Source organism: Bacillus sp. 103mf (assembly GCF_900116295.1).
GTDB classification, from domain to species: Bacteria; Bacillota; Bacilli; order Bacillales; family Bacillaceae_G; genus Bacillus_A; species Bacillus_A bruguierae.
Window position 1 is genome coordinate 134,232 of record NZ_FPAF01000009.1, and the last position, 20,001, is coordinate 154,232.

The 20,001-nt window shown below is 36.2% G+C and carries 17 protein-coding genes and 1 rRNA gene; 14 read left to right on the forward strand and 4 right to left on the reverse strand.

Annotated features, from left to right (window positions below; all coding sequences use genetic code 11):
- Positions 1-163 precede the first annotated feature (163 nt).
- The 10 genes from qoxA (at position 164) to BM350_RS27030 (ending at position 9,878) form a co-directional block, all read left to right on the forward strand.
- Entirely contained in the window at positions 164-1,033 is an 870-nt protein-coding gene (gene qoxA, locus BM350_RS18470) for a cytochrome aa3 quinol oxidase subunit II (protein ID WP_090918936.1), read from the forward strand.
- 33 nt (positions 1,034-1,066) lie between these two features.
- Entirely contained in the window at positions 1,067-3,001 is a 1,935-nt protein-coding gene (gene qoxB / locus BM350_RS18475; RefSeq protein ID WP_139207748.1) for a cytochrome aa3 quinol oxidase subunit I, read from the forward strand.
- A 13-nt stretch (positions 3,002-3,014) separates the two neighbouring features.
- The gene (gene qoxC, locus BM350_RS18480; RefSeq protein ID WP_090918939.1) at positions 3,015-3,617 is read left to right on the forward strand and encodes a cytochrome aa3 quinol oxidase subunit III; all 603 of its coding nucleotides are present in this window, start codon (positions 3,015-3,017) and stop codon (positions 3,615-3,617) included.
- Positions 3,618-3,619: 2 nt separating this feature from the next.
- Positions 3,620-3,919, forward strand: a complete 300-nt coding sequence (gene qoxD / locus BM350_RS18485; RefSeq protein WP_090918941.1) for a cytochrome aa3 quinol oxidase subunit IV — start codon at positions 3,620-3,622, stop codon at positions 3,917-3,919.
- 119 nt (positions 3,920-4,038) lie between these two features.
- A complete protein-coding gene (locus BM350_RS18490; RefSeq protein ID WP_090918943.1) occupies positions 4,039-4,263 on the forward strand; it encodes a DUF4022 family protein in 225 nt (74 codons plus the stop codon).
- A gap of 217 nt (positions 4,264-4,480) precedes the next feature.
- Positions 4,481-5,656, forward strand: coding sequence for a M20 family metallopeptidase (locus BM350_RS18495; RefSeq protein ID WP_090918945.1), 1,176 nt, complete (start codon positions 4,481-4,483; stop codon positions 5,654-5,656).
- Positions 5,657-5,964: 308 nt separating this feature from the next.
- Positions 5,965-7,434, forward strand: coding sequence for a spore germination protein (locus BM350_RS18500; protein WP_090918947.1), 1,470 nt, complete (start codon positions 5,965-5,967; stop codon positions 7,432-7,434).
- A gap of 1 nt (position 7,435) precedes the next feature.
- Positions 7,436-8,554: a GerAB/ArcD/ProY family transporter gene (locus BM350_RS18505; protein ID WP_090918948.1), complete on the forward strand. Its 1,119-nt coding sequence runs from the start codon at positions 7,436-7,438 to the stop codon at positions 8,552-8,554.
- Positions 8,538-9,725 carry a Ger(x)C family spore germination protein gene (locus tag BM350_RS18510; protein ID WP_090918950.1) on the forward strand — a complete coding sequence of 396 codons (1,188 nt, stop codon included), beginning with the start codon at positions 8,538-8,540 and terminating at the stop codon, positions 9,723-9,725. The genes BM350_RS18505 and BM350_RS18510 overlap by 17 nt, the downstream gene beginning before the upstream one ends.
- Before the next feature lie 12 nt (positions 9,726-9,737).
- A complete protein-coding gene (locus BM350_RS27030) occupies positions 9,738-9,878 on the forward strand; it encodes a hypothetical protein (RefSeq protein WP_090918952.1) in 141 nt (46 codons plus the stop codon).
- A 145-nt stretch (positions 9,879-10,023) separates the two neighbouring features.
- On the opposite strand, the gene BM350_RS18520 is transcribed toward BM350_RS27030, so the two are convergent.
- The 3 genes from BM350_RS18520 to BM350_RS18530 are packed head-to-tail and all read right to left on the reverse strand — an operon-like array spanning position 10,024 to position 12,378.
- Entirely contained in the window at positions 10,024-11,424 is a 1,401-nt protein-coding gene (locus BM350_RS18520; RefSeq protein ID WP_090918954.1) for a nucleoside recognition domain-containing protein, read from the reverse strand.
- Entirely contained in the window at positions 11,402-12,124 is a 723-nt protein-coding gene (locus BM350_RS18525; RefSeq protein ID WP_090918956.1) for a FeoB small GTPase domain-containing protein, read from the reverse strand. Before BM350_RS18525 ends, BM350_RS18520 begins: the two co-directional genes overlap by 23 nt.
- Complete coding sequence (locus BM350_RS18530) at positions 12,121-12,378, reverse strand: FeoA family protein (protein ID WP_090918958.1); 258 nt, start codon at positions 12,376-12,378, stop codon at positions 12,121-12,123. Before BM350_RS18530 ends, BM350_RS18525 begins: the two co-directional genes overlap by 4 nt.
- 720 nt (positions 12,379-13,098) lie before the next feature.
- Here BM350_RS18530 and BM350_RS18535 point away from each other — a divergent pair.
- From BM350_RS18535 to pstA, 3 genes are all read left to right on the forward strand, one after another.
- Positions 13,099-14,001, forward strand: coding sequence for a phosphate ABC transporter substrate-binding protein PstS family protein (locus BM350_RS18535; protein WP_139207749.1), 903 nt, complete (start codon positions 13,099-13,101; stop codon positions 13,999-14,001).
- Between the two features lie 240 nt (positions 14,002-14,241).
- A complete protein-coding gene (pstC, locus tag BM350_RS18545) occupies positions 14,242-15,132 on the forward strand; it encodes a phosphate ABC transporter permease subunit PstC (protein WP_139207750.1) in 891 nt (296 codons plus the stop codon).
- Between the two features lie 2 nt (positions 15,133-15,134).
- Complete coding sequence (pstA, locus tag BM350_RS18550) at positions 15,135-16,052, forward strand: phosphate ABC transporter permease PstA (RefSeq protein WP_090918963.1); 918 nt, start codon at positions 15,135-15,137, stop codon at positions 16,050-16,052.
- Between the two features lie 326 nt (positions 16,053-16,378).
- Here pstA and BM350_RS18555 read toward each other — a convergent pair whose 3' ends face one another.
- Complete coding sequence (locus BM350_RS18555; RefSeq protein WP_090918965.1) at positions 16,379-19,423, reverse strand: efflux RND transporter permease subunit; 3,045 nt, start codon at positions 19,421-19,423, stop codon at positions 16,379-16,381.
- A gap of 392 nt (positions 19,424-19,815) precedes the next feature.
- Here BM350_RS18555 and BM350_RS18560 point away from each other — a divergent pair.
- Positions 19,816-20,001: ribosomal RNA gene (locus tag BM350_RS18560) — 16S ribosomal RNA — on the forward strand; the annotation flags it as partial.

The following is a 20,001-nucleotide window of genomic DNA, read 5'->3' on the forward strand; positions in this document are numbered from 1 at the left end:
AGTTTACAATATTAGCAAGTTACAAATGTTTTTCATCGTAAAAACTGTGCATTTGTGTCTATTTTTTAACAATATCTCAAAAACTATTGCCATCTATAAATTAATAGGTTTATATTGTTTTATTGGCATAGTTTCAATCCAAGGAGAAAGGAGATTTTCAATCGTGCAACTGAAAAAAAAATTTTGGAAGTTGGCTTCTCTTCTTCCACTATCATTACTCTTGTTCCTCGGTGGATGCGAAAAAATCGCTGTATTAAATCCACAAGGACCTGTTGCAAAAACGCAGTATGATTTAATTATTTGGTCACTCATACTGATGTCAGTAATTATTGTAGTCGTATTCGTCCTGTTCACAATTATTTTAATTCGTTACCGTGAAAAACCAGAAAATATGGACTATGAGCCACCTGATATACACGGTAATACTCTTTTAGAAGTTATCTGGACTATTTTCCCTGTTATCATCGTGATTGCATTGTCAATCCCAACTGTAAAAGCAACGTACGCATCGGAAAAGCCACCAGAGCAAACAAAAGATATAAAACCTGTTGAAATTTACGTTACATCTGCTAACTGGAAATGGTTATTCAGTTATCCTGAGGAAGGAATTGAAACCGTTAACTATTTAAATGTACCAGCAGGTGTACCAATTCAATTTAAATTAACTTCTGTTGGTCCAATGAATGCTTTCTGGATTCCAGAACTTGGTGGAATGAAGTATACAATGGATGGCATGATTATGGATTTATACCTACAAGCTGATAAACCAGGTTCTTACACTGGACGTAGTGCAAACTTCTCTGGTGAAGGATTTACTCACATGGAGTTTGAACTTGAAGCAAAAACAAAAGAAGAGTACAACAAGTGGGTAAAAGAAGCAAAAGGTGCTCCTAAGTTATCAGAAAACAAATATAAAGAAATCATTCAACCAGGTGTAGTAGGGCGTATGACATACTCTAATACACATTTAAAATATGTAGATCCAAAATCACTTGAATATTGTGATTACAACTACTACAAAAACAAAAAGTAATAACGATTATTCCAACAGATTGGAGTGAATATAGTGAAGCTTGATGAATTTTTTGTCACAGGCGATCCGATTATATACGGAGCGGACGTATCTATTGTTCTTGTGACGTTAGGAATCATTTTTGTGCTGACAAAGTACAAAAAGTGGAGATGGCTTTGGGATGAGTGGTTAACTTCTGTTGACCATAAGAAAATTGGATTGATGTATATCATTTCAGCAATTGTAATGATGTTCCGCGGCGGTATGGATGGATTAATGATTCGTGCTCAGTTAACGTTTCCTGACACAACATATTTAAACGCTGAACACTATAATGGTATCTTTACAACACACGGTACAGTTATGATTCTCTTCATGGCAATGCCGTTTGTTATGGGACTTATGAACGTTGTTGTTCCTCTTCAAATTGGAGCACGTGACGTTGCATATCCTTTCTTAAATGCATTAAGTTTTTGGTTATTCTTCGTCGGTGCTATGTTATTTAACATCGCCTTCGTTATCGGTGGTTCTCCAGACGCTGGGTGGACATCATACTTCCCAATGGCTGGTACAGAATTTAGCCCTGGTGTAGGAAATAACTACTATGCAATTGCATTGCAGATTTCAGGTCTCGGGACGCTGATGACAGGGATTAACTTCATGGTAACAATCTTAAAAATGCGTGCACCAGGCATGAAGTTAATGCAAATGCCAATGTTTACATGGTCTATTTTAATTACATGTGTCATCATCATCTTTGCTTTCCCAGTATTAACAGTTGCTCTTGCATTAATGTCATTTGACCGTCTATTTGACGCTCACTTCTTTACGATGGCGAGCGGCGGTATGCCAATGCTTTGGGCGAACTTGTTCTGGGTATGGGGTCACCCTGAAGTATATATCGTTATTTTACCGGCATTCGGTATTTTCTCTGAAATCGTAAGTACATTCTCACGTAAACGCTTATTTGGATATACAGCAATGGTTTACTCAATGGTTGCAATCGCAGCTCTAAGTGGTCTTGTATGGCTGCATCACTTCTTTACAATGGGTGCAGGACCAGCAGTTAACTCATTCTTCTCGATTTCAACAATGGCAATTTCGATTCCAACCGGTGTTAAAATCTTTAACTGGTTGTTTACGCTTTATAAAGGTCGTATCCGTTTTACGGTTCCAATGCTTTGGTCATTGGCATTTATTCCAAACTTCGTAATTGGTGGAGTTACAGGGGTTATGCTTGCGATGGCAGCAGCTGACTATCAATACCATAACAGCTACTTCCTAATCGCTCACTTCCACTACGTATTAATTGCAGGTACAGTATTCGCGATGCTTGCTGGATTTACATTCTGGTATCCAAAGATGACTGGTCATATGCTAAATGAGCGTCTTGGTAAATGGACATTCTGGATCTTTATGATCGGATTTAATATCTGTTTCTTCCCAATGTATTTCCTAGGTTTAGATGGTATGACTCGTCGTATGTACACTTACTCTGCAAACCTTGGATGGGGCGGATTAAACTTAATCGCATCTGTCGGTGCAGTAATGATGGCAGTTGGCTTTGCCTTATTATGCTACAACGTAGTTTATAGCATTCGTCATGGTGAGCGCGATGTAACTGGAGATCCTTGGGATGCTCGTACACTTGAATGGGCAACACAATCTCCAGTACAACATTACAACTTTGCAAAATTACCAGAAGTTAAGCATAGCGATGTATTCTGGGAAATGAAGAAAAACGGCGAAACTATTATACCAAAACCTGAAGAATTAAAACCGATTCATATGCCAAGTAATTCAGGCGTTCCAATCATTATGTCTTGTTTTATCGGTCTTGCAGGTTTTGCATTAGTATTTAGCTGGTTCTGGTTAGCAATTGTCGGTGGTATTGGTATGTTAGGTTGTATGATCTGGCGCTCGTTTGATTACGACGACGGATACTACGTTAGCGTAGATGAAATTAAAAAGACAGAACATGTTGCATGAGAGGTGAAACGAAATGGCGGCTTTAGATAAAAGCTTACCTCTAGAATATCAAGCTGAACAAAGTAGATTGAATATTTTAGGGTTTTGGATTTTCCTTGGGGCTGAAATCGTGCTGTTTGCAACACTTTTCGCCTCTTACCTAGTATTAGCTGGTCGTACGGCAGACGGGCCAACACCAGCACAAATTTTCGAAATAAAGCCTGTTATGATTGAAACACTTCTTCTTTTAACAAGTAGTTTCACATGCGGGATTGCAATTCATGAAATGCGTAAAGAAAACAAAAATGGTATGCTCCTATGGTTTATCATTACGTTACTATTAGGTGCTGGATTCCTTTACATGGAGATTGAAGAGTTTATCATGTATGTTGGCCAAGGTGCTACACTACAAACAAGCGGATTCTTATCTGGATTCTTCGTTCTTCTTGGAACGCACGGTGCCCACGTAACAGGTGGTATCATTTGGGCAACTTGTGTTATTATCCAAATTTTAAAACGAGGACTGACACCAGTTACAGCTCGTAAAGTATTTATTATCAGCTTATACTGGCATTTCCTTGATGTTGTTTGGATCTTCATTTACACACTAGTTTACTTGAACGGGATGGTGGCGTAATAATGGGACAAAACAATACAAATGCTCATAGCGGATTTCCATGGTCACACGTTTTCGGATTTATTTTATCGCTTGCATTAACGTTCCTAGCTTTATATGTAGCGTTACACACAAGCTTGCCACTTTCAACAATTTTAACAAGCATTCTTGTAATGGCAGTGGCACAAGCGGCATTACAATTAGTTATGTTTATGCACATGACAGAAGGAGAGGGAGTAATACAAACAATCACAATCGTATTCCACTTTTTCATCGCGGCAATAACGGTTGTTGGTACAGTTTGGATTTTCTTCTCTATGTAATATATTTTCAAAAGCCTGTTGGGACATTGTCTCAGCAGGTTTTTTTATAATTATTCCTTAAGATTTACTTCTGTGTATGGTAAAATATTACTATTATATGACTAAGGAAGTGTCAATACATGTCAATATCAACTTTAGCCCTTTTATTACTTGGAGAAGTACTTGTTGCAATTATACTAATTGGCTTAAGCATTGAAGTTTTGAGTTATGGGTGGAAAAAAACAAATGCAGTAAAATATTCTTGTATCTTATTTTCTCTTATTATGGGAACTTGTAGTGTATTAGGACTTTGCGTCGCACCTGCTTATTTCTTTTTACAACTTATAGATAAGGTGAATCTTTGAGTATATTGCTATTGATGATTGGTTAGGTATATATACAAGTTAATAAACTCTTTCTTTTGGAGGAGCATCTGGCTGCGAAGAGAAACGGTCAGAGCTTTTTCTATTTATAGACTAAAACATCAAATAAATAAAAACTATAATTTTCAGAATAGTTTTTATTTTACAGAGCATACAAGTTATAATAACAGGTAATTGAATGAAGAAAGGATGATTGTATATGGATCTAATCCAAGAAGCATCTATTTCAAAAGAACAGCTTATTTGGTGGAGAAGACATTTTCATATGTACCCAGAGCTTTCTTATTCTGAAGAACAAACATCTCAAATGGTTTATGATATACTGCAAACCTTTCCTCATCTAGAAGTTTCGCGTCCGGCGCGTTATAGTGTAATGGCACGATTGATTGGTAAGCAACCCGGAAGAACAATTGCGCTTCGTGCTGATATGGATGCCTTGCCTATCGAAGAGGAAAACCAGTTTGATTTTGTTTCCCGTTCTAAAGGAGTTATGCATGCGTGCGGACATGATGGACATATGGCGATGTTACTGGGAACAGCATACACACTTTCACAAAAATATGATCAAATTGAAGGGGAAATTCGCTTTTTATTTCAACATGCTGAGGAGAATTTTCCGGGCGGTGCACAGGAAATGGTTGACGCTGGTGTTATGGAAGGCGTTGATTGCATTATTGGTGCACACCTTTGGTCACCGCTAGAAGTTGGGAAAATTGGCGTTATATATGGTCCAGCGATGGCTGCTCCGGATGCATTTTCGATTACGATTATTGGGAAAGGTGGACATGCTGGTATTCCGCATGAAACAATTGATAGTATCGCGATTGGTACACAAGTTGTTTCTCAATTACAACAAATTGTCTCCAGGCTCACAAATCCGTTAGATTCATTGGTGTTATCGGTAACACAGTTCCATGCAGGGACAACTCATAATGTAATTCCTGATAGTGCGACAATCGGCGGGACAGTGAGAAGCTTACGAAATGAACTTCGGAAGCAAACAGCAGAGCGCATTGAAAAAATCGTAAAAAGTATTACAGAGGCATACGGTGCATCTTATACATTTACATACGAATATGGATATCGCCCAGTTGTAAACGAAGAGACTGTAACAAGACATGTAGAAACTACGGCATTGCAACTTTTAGGAAAAGAATGTGTTGTTCGCTTACAGCCAACAATGGCTGGAGAAGATTTTTCAGCATTTTTACAAAAAGCTCCAGGTACATTTTTCTTTATAGGGGCTGGAAATGAAGAAAAAAGGATTATATATCCCCATCATCATCCGCGTTTTACAATTGATGAGGATGCCTTGCCGATTGGGGTAAGCGTATTTGTTTCGTCAGTTTTGAATTTCATGAGAAATGGAAAATAAGATCTTGTTTTATTCGAGTTATCCAGTCACTAAGGGATAACTCTTTTTGTATATATTTTCTTTAAGTAGAGAAATCTAACTATATAAATTCGTTTTAAATTTTCGAAATATAGGCCACTGCTATGCAAAATACAACAGGACCACTACTGGCTTTCTCCCTTTGTTTTACACCTCGCATGGGGCAGAAAAAGGATCTGACCGTTTCTATGCATAGCCAGATGCTCTCGTCCCCCTCTAAAAAGAAATGGGTTTTTATGTCGCTTTTTTAACTCATATAATATTTTGAAACAGAAAATTAGGTGATACATATGATTCAGTTAGATACTAACTTATCGAAAATAACAAATGAAATTCGAAACAAGTTAGATTCACCTAACGACTTAACTGTGCGTGAATTTTCTCTTTTAGGGACAAATAATCGTTGTGCAGTCGTCTTTTTATGCGGACTCAGTAATAAAGACATGATTTATCGCTTTGTTATTCGGCCGTTGCAGTATGAAAAAATTCCTAAACAAGCACCAATTATGCAAACATTAATGGATCAATTTTTGTCAATTGGAGAAGTGAGTATTGCTAAGACATTTCCAGATGTTATGAATGCGCTATTAGCAGGAGATACAATTGTGTTACTCGATGGTATTCCTTCCGCAATGGTTATAAATTTCCGTGAATGGGAAAAACGAAATCTCGATTCACCTTCTACGGAGACAATCATTCGAGGCCCTAATTTAGGATTTATTGAGGATATAAATGTAAATAAAATGTTGATTCGGCGTCACATCCGCGACCCGCAACTACGTTTTCGCTCCTATATTATGGGAAAGCGCTCACAGAAAGAAGTAACATTAGTTTACATTGAAGATATTATTAATCCTTATATTGTAGAAGAATTACACAAAAGACTTCAGTCTATTGAAATCGATATTATTTTTGAAACAGGAACGATTGAACAACTGGTGCAAGATAATAATTTGTCACCGTTCCCTCAATTTTTAAATACAGAAAGACCAGATAATGTCGCGGCATCACTTGCAAAAGGAAAAGCAGCTATTTTAGTAGACGGTTCGCCATTTGCACTAATTGCTCCGATGGTGATGGTTGATATTTTTCAATCACCAGAAGACCACTATGAACGGTGGATGATTGGAACGTTGTTAAGAGGACTTCGAATGTTAGCGGGCATGATTGCGATTTTATTACCGGCTATGTATGTAGCTCTTGTTTCTTATCATCAAGGGCTTATTCCCTCTACTCTTGCCTATTCAATTGCTGGAGCAAGAGAAGGTGTCCCATTCCCGGCGTATGTCGAGACGCTCATAATGACTTTCACAATGGAACTTATTCGCGAAGCTGGAATTCGTCTTCCTAAGCCGATGGGGCAAACGATTGGGATTGTAGGAGGTCTTGTTATTGGAGAAGCTGCTGTAAGTGCCGGGATTGTAAATCCGTTTCTTGTCATTATTATTGCAGTTACAGCGGTAGCTACATTTTCATTGCCGGTATATAGTATTACGATTACCTTTCGTATTTTACTGTTTGCATTTATTTTAGCTGCTACAGTCTTTGGTTTGTATGGAATTATTTTAGGGTTAATTGCATTAGCGATTCACATCGTTAACTTAACGAGTGTTGGGGTACCATATTCCGCACCTATTACGCCTGCTTTTTATAAAGATTGGAAAGAAGATGTGGTCCGTTTGCCTAAAGCGATGTTAAAAGAAAGACCGGAATATTTACAACCAAAAGATAAAACGTTACGTTCGAAGGAGAGAGAATAAAGTGAAACCATTTGAGTATGGAGATGAAGAAATTGGTACTCGTGAACTCGGTTTTGCTGTATCTTCTACTATTATTGGTACAGGCGCACTTTCGATGCCGCGTGTTATGGCAACTCATGGACTTTTTGCAGATGGATGGATTCTTTTACTCATAGGTGGATTAACAAGTGCTTGTTTTGCATGGTTTATTATGAAGGTTGCCATTTTATTTCCGAAACAAAATTTTGTTCAATATGCGAGCGTATATGTAACGAAGCCTATCGCTTATATTCTAAGTATGATTTTAATACTAACATTTACAGGAATTACGGCTTATGAAGCACGGACAATTTCTATTATTTCTCAAACATATTTATTTAGCGATACACCTGTTCAGCTTTTGTCTTTTTTTTATTTGCTTGTTGTTGTTTATGGTGTTTGTGGATCTAGGGTAGGATTATTAAGACTTAGTGTTCTGTTTTTACCGATTGTTTTTATTGCTATTATTTTGCTATCGTTGTTAAATTTTAATTTAATGGAATTTGAAAATGTATCGCCATTTTTTCAAACTAAACTTAGTAAATATATAGGGGGGGTCAGAGAAACTGCATTTACATTTATTGGATTTGAAGTAGGCTTTTTCTATGCTGCTATACTAAAAGCAACGAAAAAGGCCCCTCTTGCAGCAGTAAAAGGGGTTATGGTTACTGTTTTATCCTATATATTAATTTATGTTACTTGTATAAGTGTATTTACTTATTTAACAACTAGCACTTTAACATATCCAACAATTGAACTTGGAAAGGAGATTGAAATAGGAGGAGGATTTCTAGAGAGATTTGATGCTATTTTTTTTATAACATGGATTATTACTGTTTTTAATACAACTGCATTGTATTATGATGTTGCTATTTTTTTATTTTGTGCAATGTTTCCTGCCATAAAAAAACATACGTTTATTTTTATTAGTGCACCTATCATTTATATTATGAATACGATTCCGGGTAATTTGGATGTGATAAGTAAGTATGGTACATATTTGGCTTGGATTGATATGTCTGTTATGTTTGTTATTCCTCTTCTCATTTTTATTTTCTATAAAATAAAAGGAGGGGAGAATAAAAATGAACCTTCTTCTTAAAGGAATGAGTTGTCTGTTTTTGATTTTACTTATAAGTGGCTGCTCTGAACGGCAGGAAATTGAAGAAAGAGGATTTGTTGTGGGGGTCGCATTAGATCAGGTGACTAATAAAGGGGAAAAAAGTGAAACGACAACTACTGGTCGTTCTCCTCTTATAAAAGGAACATATCAAATTGTGTTGCCGAGTTCTTTAACGGAGCAGGACAGTAAAGACGGCGGGAAACACTATATTAATATTAATGCAACGGCTGATAGTGTATTTGCTCAGATTCGTATTATCTCTAAAAAAATAAGTCGGTCCCTATTTTTTCCTCATATAGAAGCGCTTATTCTTTCTGAGGACTTATTAAAAAAGCCTTTCGTTTTAGAAGATACATTAGATGTGTTTTTTCGTGATCATGAGATGCGAAGAAACATTCGCATCTTTGTTTCAAAAGGAAGGGCGGAAGACATATTAAAACAGAGTGCCAAACCAGAAAACTTACCAGCCAAATATGTAAGTATGATATCAAATCATGCACAGAAAAATGCTCAAATGTTAGAAGCGACTCGAATTGGTGATTTACAACAGAAAATGTCTGCTAACAGAAGTTTTGTTCTTCCAGTCTTAGGATTAACGCGTCAGGGGATTAAAATGGAAGGAGCAGCTGTATTTCGAGGGAAAGACAAAAAACTTATAGGCAGATTAAATGGGATGGAAACATTAGGATTAAATTATATTATTGGGAAAAAAGTAGGAGGTTTTTTTAAAATACAAAGAGGAAATCAACAGATGGTATTTGAAGTCCGTTCAATGCGCCGGAAAATTCGTACATTCTTAATGGATCCTACAAAACCTAAATTTGTAATTGATGTATATTTAGCTGGGACATTAGCAGAAGTTTATTTAAGGAAAGATAATAAGATGATGAGTGACAAGGAAATCAGCAAATACCTTGCAAGTGAAATGGAAAAACAGCTACAAAAAACAGTTAAAGTTGCTCAAAAAGATTTGAAAGTGGATGTACTTGGGTTAGGAGAGTATTACAAGCGCAAAAATTATAAACAATGGATAAAAGTTAAAAAAAATTGGGATCAAGGTCAAAATTATTTTAGCAAGAGTAATGTTATTGTTCGTGTACATCCAAGTATTGAACATACAGGATCTGTGTTACCGATAAGAAGTGAGTAAAGGAGTAGCGTCATGTTTACAACTTTAGGGATTATATGTACGGTTTTAATGGCAACTCTTCCATATACAGCTTATTTTATTCATAAAAAAATACAAGAATATGGTGCGCAACCTTGGCAAAAACAAATGCAGTCCAAAAAGAAACCTGAGTAATACGGAGGGGACTGAAAAAGTCCATTTAAAGAGAAAAAGAAGATAACCATCTACTTTGTAGCGTCGGTTATCTTCTTTTTGTTCTCTGTATATGGATGGGATTGTCATTCCTTACTTAAAGTCGCAATATGTCGCGTGTTTTTTACTATATGATTCCTAACCAGTTTATTAATTGCGCAGAAAGGAATGTAACAACAATGGCAATTACAGTTGGAATTACAAATGAAAGAAAAGTCCATTTTGCACTCTTTGTTTCTTTATATATATTAACTAAAGTTGTTCCGCACGGGAAATGAAGAAGAGAAAACAGCATCATATTTAATGCAGTTAGCCAAGTCCAACCGTGCTCGAGAAATAACTGTTTAATTTGTGTTAAATTTTCTAGCTCTGTTAATGAACCTGTTGATAAATAAGCCATTAATAAAATTGGAACAACAATTTCGTTTGCTGGTAAACCGAGAATAAATGCTGCTAAAATATATCCGTCAAGTCCAAGTAATTTTGCAAATGGATCTAAAAAGTTCACTATATACATAAGAAGGCTTGTTTCTCCAATAAATACATTTGCTAATATCCATGTTAATATCGCTGCAGGTGCTGCGACGATAACAGCACGTTTTAGAACGTATATGGATTTATCGAGTGTTGCACGTACGATTGTATCCCAAATTTTAGGCTTTCTATAAGGTGGTAATTCTAGTGTGTAGTGGGTTGGGATACCTTTTAAAGCTGTTTTTGAGAGTACCCATGATACAGTTAAAGTTACGACAATACCAATTATAACCATACCGACAACAACACCGGATGTTACAAGGGTTTGCATACCACCCGTATATCCAGCGGCCATGAATAAAGAAGCTAATAAAATAAGTGTTGGCCACCTGCCATTACAAGGAACAAAGTTATTTGTTAAGATTGCGAGCATACGTTCACGTGGTGATTCAATAATACGCGTTGACATAATTGCAGCTGCATTACAGCCAAAGCCCATTGCCATCGTTAATGATTGTTTTCCGTGTGCTCCGGCACGTTTAAAAAGACGGTCCATGTTAAAAGCAACACGTGGCAAGTACCCATAGTTTTCTAGTAAAGCGAATATTGGGAAGAAAATAGCCATTGGCGGTAACATAACACTAATAACAGCCCCTGTTCCGCGAAATAAACCGAGAATAAGAATACCATGTAACCATTTCGGGGCATTCATTGTTTGGAACCAAGTTGTTAAATGACCTTCTGCCCATCCGAAAAATTCAGCGATCATATCAGAAGGAACGTTAGCTCCTGCAATTGTAAGGTAAAAAACAACAGATAAAATAGCAAGCATAATAGGAAAGCCAAATATAGGAGAAGTGAAGATTTTATCGAGCTTCTCTGAGCGATATAATTTATTTTTATCTGTATATTGAACCGAATCCTTACAAATAGTAGCTGAAGCACGGTAAATATCACCGACAATTTCATCGCGAATGTCTTCTTTAACAAGTGTCCGCGCATGATGAACGATATAGTCTAATGGAAGGGCTTTACTGGCTGAATGAGATTTCATTAATTACGACCTCCCTTACAAGTGGTTCTTCATGATGTTTTTGAAGAGATTCTAAGAAATTCTTGTCTCCATCTAAAATGCGAAGTGCAATCCAACGAGCTGGATAAGCGTCTCCAAAAACTTTATATATTTGCGGCTCGAGTTCCTGAATCATTTTTTCTATTTTTGCGTTATAAGTAATTTGAAAAGGGGTAGGAATTAATTTTCTATTTACTACCTTTTCAATTGTATTTAGCAACTGACCGATTCCGATTTTGTTGCGAGCAGAAATTTTCACAACAGGAACTCCAAGAGATTTTGCTAATTTTTTCTCATCGATTATAATGCCTTTCTTTTCTGCTTCATCAATTAAATTCACACATATAATCACTTCTTTTGTCATTTCCATTACTTGCAAGGCTAAGTTCAAATTTCTTTCCATTGCAGTGGCATCAACAACAACAACTGTCACCTCTGGTTTTTCAAAAATAATATAGTCACGTGCCACTTCTTCATCAGCAGAATTTGAGTATAAGGAATATGTTCCTGGCAAATCGATTACAGTATAGAGGTTTCCATTATGCTCATATTCGCCTTCAGCTTTTAATACCGTTTTTCCTGTCCAGTTTCCAGTATGTTGTTTTAATCCAGTTAACGTATTAAATAATGTGCTTTTTCCTGTGTTTGGATTCCCAGCTAATGCGATGCGATGTTTCTTCATTGTGAATCATCTCCTATCAAGCTTCCTAATATGAGAGAGCTCTCTTCATTTCGAAGTGCGATTGTTGTATTGCTTACTTGATATGCAATGGGATCGCCAAGCGGGCTTTTTTGCAACACTTTAATCGTTGCCCCTGGAATGAATCCTAAATCTAGCAGGCGACGTTTCATAGTTCCTTCTAATTGGATTTTTTCAATTTGTACGAGCTGACCTGTTTTAAAAGTAGAAAGTGGTTGAGTTTTAACCGATGTCATAAGAGTTACCTCACCTCTATTTTTTTAGTACGAGTTCAAAAAGTTTCCCTAGGGAAACTTTTGGTTAATATTATACTAGATGATAGTGAAGGCTATTGTCAATTGTTACTTTAGAAATATTCAATCATTTATTTGAGTGTTCCGATTTATCCCGCTATTCTTGGACAGTAAAACCTTCACTTATGAAAGTTTCACATCTATATATAAGTTGAAAAACGACATAAAACCTAGGGGCACGAGAACGTTTGATTGCGCATAGAAATGATTAGGGCCTTTTCCTGCCACATATAATGTTTAAAACAAAAGGAGAAAGTGAGTGTAGTTCATGTTGTATTCTGCCTAGCAGCAACTTATTCGAAGAATTTAAATGGGTATATAAATGTTATTTCATTGCGCGCTGAGGTTTTAGGTGTTTTAACAGGAGAAACGTAGAGTTTTTGTAAAAACAATCTTAATAAAATCGTAGAAATATATATTGAAATTTACGTTTAATTTACATTATTAAAATTAAATTTACAATGTGTACGGTTTCTTTAGGTTTTTCGCTATTTTTTGTAGAGAAACAATGAATATATATAGCTTTTTCTAAGAATCTACAGCCTTTACTTAAAATTTAAAAACGCTTAACACTGACATAATATTATTATCCTACAATGAATTTATGTTACGGGATATGCACATCAGGAAATGAAAAGTGATAATTAAATGGGGGTACAAAACATGGTTATGAAAAAAGGCTTGAAATTTTCTTTAGCGGCATTAGTAGTTGCTGGTGCTTTAGTAGGGTGCGGGAAATCAGAAAGCACAGGAAATAAAGAAACTGCTAAAGGTGGTAATGAACCGAAGCAAGAATTATCGGGTACAATTACAGCGGCCGGTTCTACAGCGCTTCAACCACTTGCAGAAGAGGCAGCTAAAGAATTTATGGACAAAAATTCAAAAGTATCAATTACAGTTCAAGGTGGCGGCAGTGGAACTGGAATTAACCAAGTAGCTTCTGGTGCTGTTCAAGTTGGTAATTCCGATGTTCCTGCTGCGGATAAAATAAAAGAAGCAGATAAAGCGAAAGAATTAGTAGATAACAAAGTTGCAGGTATCGCATTTGCATTAGTTGTAAATAAAGATGTAAAAGTTGATAACTTAACATTAAAACAAGTGCAAGATATTTTCTCTGGTAAAGTTACAAACTGGAAAGATGTTGGTGGAAAAGATGAAAAAGTCAATATAGTTAATCGTCCAGCAGCCTCTGGTACACGTGCTACATTTGAAAAAACAGTTATGAAAGACGTGAAAATTAACGATGCTACAGGTACAACACAAGACTCAAATGGTGCAGTAGAGCAAGCGATTAACTCTACACCAGGATCTGTTAGCTACTTAGCTATGTCCTACATGACTGGTGACAAAAAAGGTACTTTAAAAACATTGAAAATTGATGGCGTAGAACCAAAAACTGAAAATATTTCTGCTGGTAAATATCCGTTTTGGTCTTATGAATACATGATTACAAAAGGTGAAGCAAAAGATGCAACAAAAGGCTACATTGATTATGTAAAAGGTAAAGACTTTGAAAAGAAAGTAGAAGAGATGGGTTACATCCCAATGTCTAAATTAAAGCAATAATATAAAGTGAAACTTTAATCAGTGGGGGGTTCTTTATCCCCCACTGATTATTAGTTGAACCAATCGGGCGCATGCCAGCAGTTTATCTCCCACCGAATATTCTAGCCACTGGAGCTGGACAATGTTTTCGCTGAATTTTGAGGTGGGAGTATTACTGCTCGCGAATAGCGGGATAAAGCGGGGCTGGCTATTTAGCCAGTCCTGTTCATTTCAATATATGAAGTGAGGTTGTGGTCTGTGATGAAGGGGAAAAAACAAATTAACTATGTAAAAAGTGAATATATTGGAAGAACACTTGTGACGCTTTGTGGTTTATTAATTGTTGCAATTACATTAGCTATTATCGCGTTCATTTGTGCAAAAGGGATTCAATCATTTACACAAAGTAATATCTCGATTTCAGAAGTGTTTACATCAACAAAATGGGCTCCGAATGAAGGGAATGGAAGTTTTGGGGCTGTTATTTTCATAGTTGGATCTACGCTAGTATCTCTTGGTGCGGTAATCATTAGTGCACCAATTGCAATTGCACTCGCAGTGTTTATGAATTTGATTTCACCGAAGTTTGGAAATAAAGTATTAAAGCCGGTTTTAGAATTGTTGGTAGGGATTCCGTCTGTTGTATATGGTTTACTAGGCGTCACGATTTTAGTTCCGATTTTACGAGATTCATTTGGTGGTGTAGGATTTAGTTTAATTGCAGGTATTGTTGTATTAAGCATTATGATTTTGCCAACGATTGCAAGTATTGCTTCTGATGCAATTCGTTCGGTTCCTTTTGAATATTTAGAAGCCTCTTATGGTTTAGGATCGACGAAATGGCAAGCGATTAGTCGTATTATTGTTCCAGCTGCAAAAAAAGGTATTTTAACAGGGGTTGTTCTTGGATTAGCTCGAGCTTTCGGGGAAGCATTAGCAGTGCAAATGGTAATAGGAAATACAATAAAATTACCAGAAGGAATATATAGTCCAACTTCAACTTTAACGGGTATTTTGACAATGGATATGACAAATACGTTAAATGGAACGGCCTGGAATAATGCGCTATGGACGTTAGCGATGATATTACTTTTGATTTCTTTCTTATTTATTGTAGTAATTCGAGCGATTGGCCAAAGAGGTGAAAGATAACGATGAATGCTAGAACAGTTAATAGTATATGGACGGGTATTTTTTATGCAGTTGCATTGTTTATAGTCACTTTACTTGTTTTTCTTGTATATGAAATTTTACAAAAAGGTTGGGGATTCTGGGATCCAAGTTTTTTATTTGGAGAACCGAGTAATACAAGAGCAGGAGGAGGGATTGGACCTCAATTATTTAACTCCTTTTACATGCTTGTTATTACATTGATTATTTCGATTCCTTTAGGTCTCGGTGCAGGGATTTACCTAGCGGAATATGCAAAACAAGGTCGTTTTTTAAATTTTGTTCGCTTATGTATTGAGACAATGGCTTCCTTACCTTCTATTGTAGTTGGTTTATTTGGATTGCTTGTGTTTGTTACGACAGCGGGTTGGGGATACACTGTCATGGGTGGAGCTTTAGCCTTAACGATTTTAAATTTACCAGGTTTAACGCGCGTTTGTGAAAATGCAATTACAGAAATTCCATCTAATGTGAAAGAAGCAAGTCTTGGATTAGGTGCAACAAAGTGGCAAACAATTGTAAGAACGATTCTTCCATCTGCATTGCCGCAAATTATTACAGGTGTAATTTTAGCGGCTGGACGTATTTTTGGTGAAGCGGCGGCACTCATTTACACAGCTGGATTAACGTCACCAATTTTAAACTCGGCAGCAGATTTTTCAAGTCCTGCACATCCATTAAATCCATTCCGACCAGCAGAAACATTAGCAGTGCATATTTGGAAGTTGAATTCTGAGGGAATTATCCCTGACGCGAAACTAATTGCAACAAAATCAGCAGCAGTATTAATCATTATGGTATTACTATTCAATATTATTGCAAGGTTTACCGCATCTGTACTCCATAAGCACTTTACTGGTACGAAAAAATCTCGCAAAAGTAGTAAAGTAAAAGCAGCATAACTTTTTATATACAAATTGAATAACAGATATAAAAAACTTTCTTTTAGATGGACGAGAGCATTTGGCTATGCATAGAAGCGGTCAGGGCTTTTTCCTGCCACGTGCAAGGTTAAAACCAAAGGGAGAAAGCGAGCGGGGATCACTTTTTGTTTTGTATAGCTGCGATTTATGTGTCAAAAGTTTAAAATGGGTATATAGAATAAAGAGAGTGTCCTAAAAGTTTGAGAAAATCGACTTTTAAAGGACACTCTTGTTTTGTCATGTGAAATTTTGAAAGGAAAAATGCAAAAGCCGTATTCGGAAGTCTGAATACGGCTTTTATATTTTTAAGATTTAGGAACATTTGTATAAGATTCGTGTTGCTTTTGGCGGTGTCTTCTACTACCGATTCGATCTAGCAATTCGTACATAACGGGTACGACAACTAGTGTTAGTAATGTAGAAACTAATAAACCGCCAATGACTACAACAGCTAAGCTTTTGGATACCATGCTTCCAGCTTGTGTATCACCGAATAATAGAGGGAGCATTGCGAAGATGGTTGTAATAGCTGTCATGATAATTGGGCGTAACCGTACTGAACCAGCTTCTAATAGTGCTTCTCTTGTTGCCATTCCTTTTTCGCGGTTTTGTTGTACACGTTCTATTAATACAATTGCGTTCGTTACAACAATCCCGATTAGCATTAAAGCTCCGATAAGAGAGTTTAAATCGACAGGTGTTTGTGAAATAATTAAACCTAAAATCCCGCCTACAGCTGCTAATGGGAGAGAGAATAAAATTGCAAATGGTGCACGTGCTTGCCCGAAAGTAATGACCATAATTAAGTAAACAACACCAATCGCAATTCCCATAACCTTAAATAAATCAGTGAAATTTTCTTGCATCGATTCTGTTGCTCCAGCAATGGTAACTTTCGCTCCATCAGGCAATTTCAAATCTGCAATAGCTGTATTTACTTCTGCGCTTACTTTACTTAAGTCTTCACCTTTCGCTTCTGCTGTAACTTGAATTGTTTCTTTTCTGTCCTTGTGAAATATTTCGGTTTGTATTTGTTTTTCAGAAATCGTTGCAACATCTTTTAATGCGATTAAACCAGTGATTGGTGACAAAATATTTGAGTTTAAAATCGCATCTTTATTAGGAGTCTCTGTTTTTTTGTGTTCTAGCATAAGAGTTGTCTTTTCATTGTCGAGTGTGATTTGGCCAATTGGCGATTTTTTCATTAGAAATGCCACTTGTTGTCCGATGACTTCAGAATTTAGTCCTGCTTTTTCTGCTTTTGTTTGATCGACGTTAACAACCCATTCGTTTTTTTCTTCCTCCGTATTCGTTTTTATTTTTGAAAGACCATTTAAGCTTTTTAATTTTGTAGTAACAAGGTCGGAAGTTTGTTTTAAATCTTTATTATTGTTAGCGGTGATGTTAAATTGTAATGCATTTCCACCACCGAAATTTGAAAAACTTACTTTTATATAATCAAATGTTGCTGGTTGAAATTGATTCTGTTCTTTTTTTAGTTTATTAATGTACGTTTCAAGGTCAATTCCTTTTTTAAACCCTACATATATACTTGCAAGATTGTTTTTTGTCGTTTGTCCCCACTGTGCATCTTCTGAAGCAGAACCCATCCGTAATGTAACATCTTGTACTTGTGAATCTGCAAGTAACTTTTTCTCAAATTCAAAAGCTTGCTGTTTCCCTTTCTCTAAATCGTAATTAGCAGGAAATGTCATATTAATGGAAAGCATGGTGTTATCATCAGATTTAATGTTGGCTTTTGGGAGTAGAATGTAAGCTGCAATTGAACCAACAAATAATAAAAAAGAAGTAAATAAAATGATAAATTTATGTGATAACGACCATTTTAAAATGGCTGTATAACGTTTCGTTTCTTTTCGCTCTTCATGTTTTGTTTTCTTTAAAAGTAGAAAAGCCATGAGTGGAACAACTGTTAATGCTACCAATAAGGATGAAAGAATTGAATATACAACAGCTAACACCATAGGTAACATAAATTCACCGATTCCACCTGATACGAGACCGATTGGTAAAAAAACAGCGACGGTTGTTAAAGTAGAAGATGTAATCGCGATTGCAACTTCTTTTGTAGCATCAATAATGACGTCTTTTGAGAAAGAATCTTTTTGTAAACGACGGAAAATGTTTTCAATTACAACGATGCTATCATCGACAAGGCGTCCGACAGCAACTGCTAATCCACCTAATGTTAAAATATTTAAAGTGATATGAGATTGATTAAGTAAAAAGAGTGTAAGGAGTATGGATAAAGGGATACTGACAACGGCGATTAAAGTAGTACGAATGTTACGCAAGAAAATTAAAATGATGAATGTAGCAGCAATAGCACCAAGAACAACTTCTTTAGCCATACTTGTAACAGCGTTTTGAACCTGTTCGTGCGTAGACATAAGTGTTTTTATCGTAAAAGTATCTTTATATTGTTTACTTATATCATTAACCTTTTTCTCGATTTCTTTTCCGATTGTAACAGCATTTTTGCTTGGTTCTTTCATAACGACTAGTACAGCGCCATCTTCTCCGTTAATGTGAGAAATTGCATCATGATGTTGTTTCAACTCAATTTTTGCGATATCACTTAATTTTACTTGCGGTGTGAGTGTAATGTTTTTTATCTCTTCAATACTTTTTATTTCTCCAATTACACGAAGTAGATGATTTTCATTATTTATAGATATTTGCCCAGCTGGTATAGAAACTTCTTTTCCTTGAAGGGCAGATACGATTTGTGATGTTATGATGTTTTGATCTTTCATTTTAACAGGATCTAATACAATAGATAGTTCTGATGTTGATTTCCCGTAAAACATAACATTAGAAACACCGTCGATATTTTCAAGTTGTGGGATAATTTCTTTTTCAATTTGTTTTTCATCGGCTTTTGTAAAGCCATTTTTCTTTTGGGCTGTAATTTGTGCGAGTGGAATCATAGAAGTATTTAGCTGGCTGACAACAGGTTTCATTATGCTTTTTGGAAGCGGCATTCCGTTTGTGAGTTTTTCGACTTCACGCGCTGCATCTTTCATATTTGTCTTTGCGGTATACATAATTTCAATCTTTGACAATCCCTCACTTGTTGATGATGTAATGGTATCGACATGTGAAAGATTTCGAAACTGCTTTTCGAGAGGTTCTGTTACTTCTTTTGTCATTGTTTCAGCATCTAGTCCCTCAGATAAGGTAGTGATTGTTACAACTGGTTGATCCATGCTTGGTAAAAACTCCATCGGTAATTTAGAGCAGGAATAAATACCTAATACAGAGATGAGAAAAACCATGATGATAATAGCGGCCCTATTTTTTAATGAAAACTTCGTCAATCTTTCCATAAGTGAATTCCTCCATGATAGGGTTTGATGGTTTACTGTTTTACTATATAACAAACGATAAGGATTTAGAGTTAAGTGTATGTAAAAAATTCTTAAGTGAGGCGTTCAATGTATGGCTAGCGAAAGGTTTATAAAGGGTTGAATTGATATCATCAAAAAAACTTTATGTTTTTTTAAAAAAATACTTGTATTAAAAAAAAGAAGATGATATATTAATAAACGTCGCTGCTGCACTTCAGCAGAAAGCGAAAAATAAAAAACTTAGTTGACATTGAATAACTGAAATGTTAGCATAAGGAAGTCGCAATTGAGCGGCGGATAAGTTCTTTGAAAACTGAACGAAACAAACAACGTGAAACGTCAATTTTTATTTATGATGCTAGACAAACACTTTATTGGAGAGTTTGATCCTGGCTCAGGATGAACGCTGGCGGCGTGCCTAATACATGCAAGTCGAGCGAACCGATTAAGAGCTTGCTCTTAAGAAGTTAGCGGCGGACGGGTGAGTAACACGTAGGTAACCTGCCTATAAGACTGGGATAACTCCGGGAAACCGGGGCTAATACCGGATAACATTT

What these genes read in the sequence shown, in the direction of transcription:
- BM350_RS18495 (WP_090918945.1), top strand. Translation starts at nt 4,481, where the DNA reads ATGGATCTAATCCAAGAAGCATCTATTTCAAAAGAACAGCTTATTTGG.
- BM350_RS18535 (WP_139207749.1), top strand. Translation starts at nt 13,099, where the DNA reads ATGGTTATGAAAAAAGGCTTGAAATTTTCTTTAGCGGCATTAGTAGTT.
- pstA (WP_090918963.1), top strand. Translation starts at nt 15,135, where the DNA reads ATGAATGCTAGAACAGTTAATAGTATATGGACGGGTATTTTTTATGCA.
- qoxC (WP_090918939.1), top strand. Translation starts at nt 3,015, where the DNA reads ATGGCGGCTTTAGATAAAAGCTTACCTCTAGAATATCAAGCTGAACAA.
- BM350_RS18555 (WP_090918965.1), bottom strand. Translation starts at nt 19,423, where the DNA reads ATGGAAAGATTGACGAAGTTTTCATTAAAAAATAGGGCCGCTATTATC.
- qoxD (WP_090918941.1), top strand. Translation starts at nt 3,620, where the DNA reads ATGGGACAAAACAATACAAATGCTCATAGCGGATTTCCATGGTCACAC.
- BM350_RS18490 (WP_090918943.1), top strand. Translation starts at nt 4,039, where the DNA reads ATGTCAATATCAACTTTAGCCCTTTTATTACTTGGAGAAGTACTTGTT.
- BM350_RS18530 (WP_090918958.1), bottom strand. Translation starts at nt 12,378, where the DNA reads ATGACATCGGTTAAAACTCAACCACTTTCTACTTTTAAAACAGGTCAG.
- BM350_RS18520 (WP_090918954.1), bottom strand. Translation starts at nt 11,424, where the DNA reads ATGAAATCTCATTCAGCCAGTAAAGCCCTTCCATTAGACTATATCGTT.
- BM350_RS27030 (WP_090918952.1), top strand. Translation starts at nt 9,738, where the DNA reads ATGTTTACAACTTTAGGGATTATATGTACGGTTTTAATGGCAACTCTT.
- BM350_RS18525 (WP_090918956.1), bottom strand. Translation starts at nt 12,124, where the DNA reads ATGAAGAAACATCGCATCGCATTAGCTGGGAATCCAAACACAGGAAAA.
- pstC (WP_139207750.1), top strand. Translation starts at nt 14,242, where the DNA reads ATGAAGGGGAAAAAACAAATTAACTATGTAAAAAGTGAATATATTGGA.
- BM350_RS18500 (WP_090918947.1), top strand. Translation starts at nt 5,965, where the DNA reads ATGATTCAGTTAGATACTAACTTATCGAAAATAACAAATGAAATTCGA.
- BM350_RS18510 (WP_090918950.1), top strand. Translation starts at nt 8,538, where the DNA reads ATGAACCTTCTTCTTAAAGGAATGAGTTGTCTGTTTTTGATTTTACTT.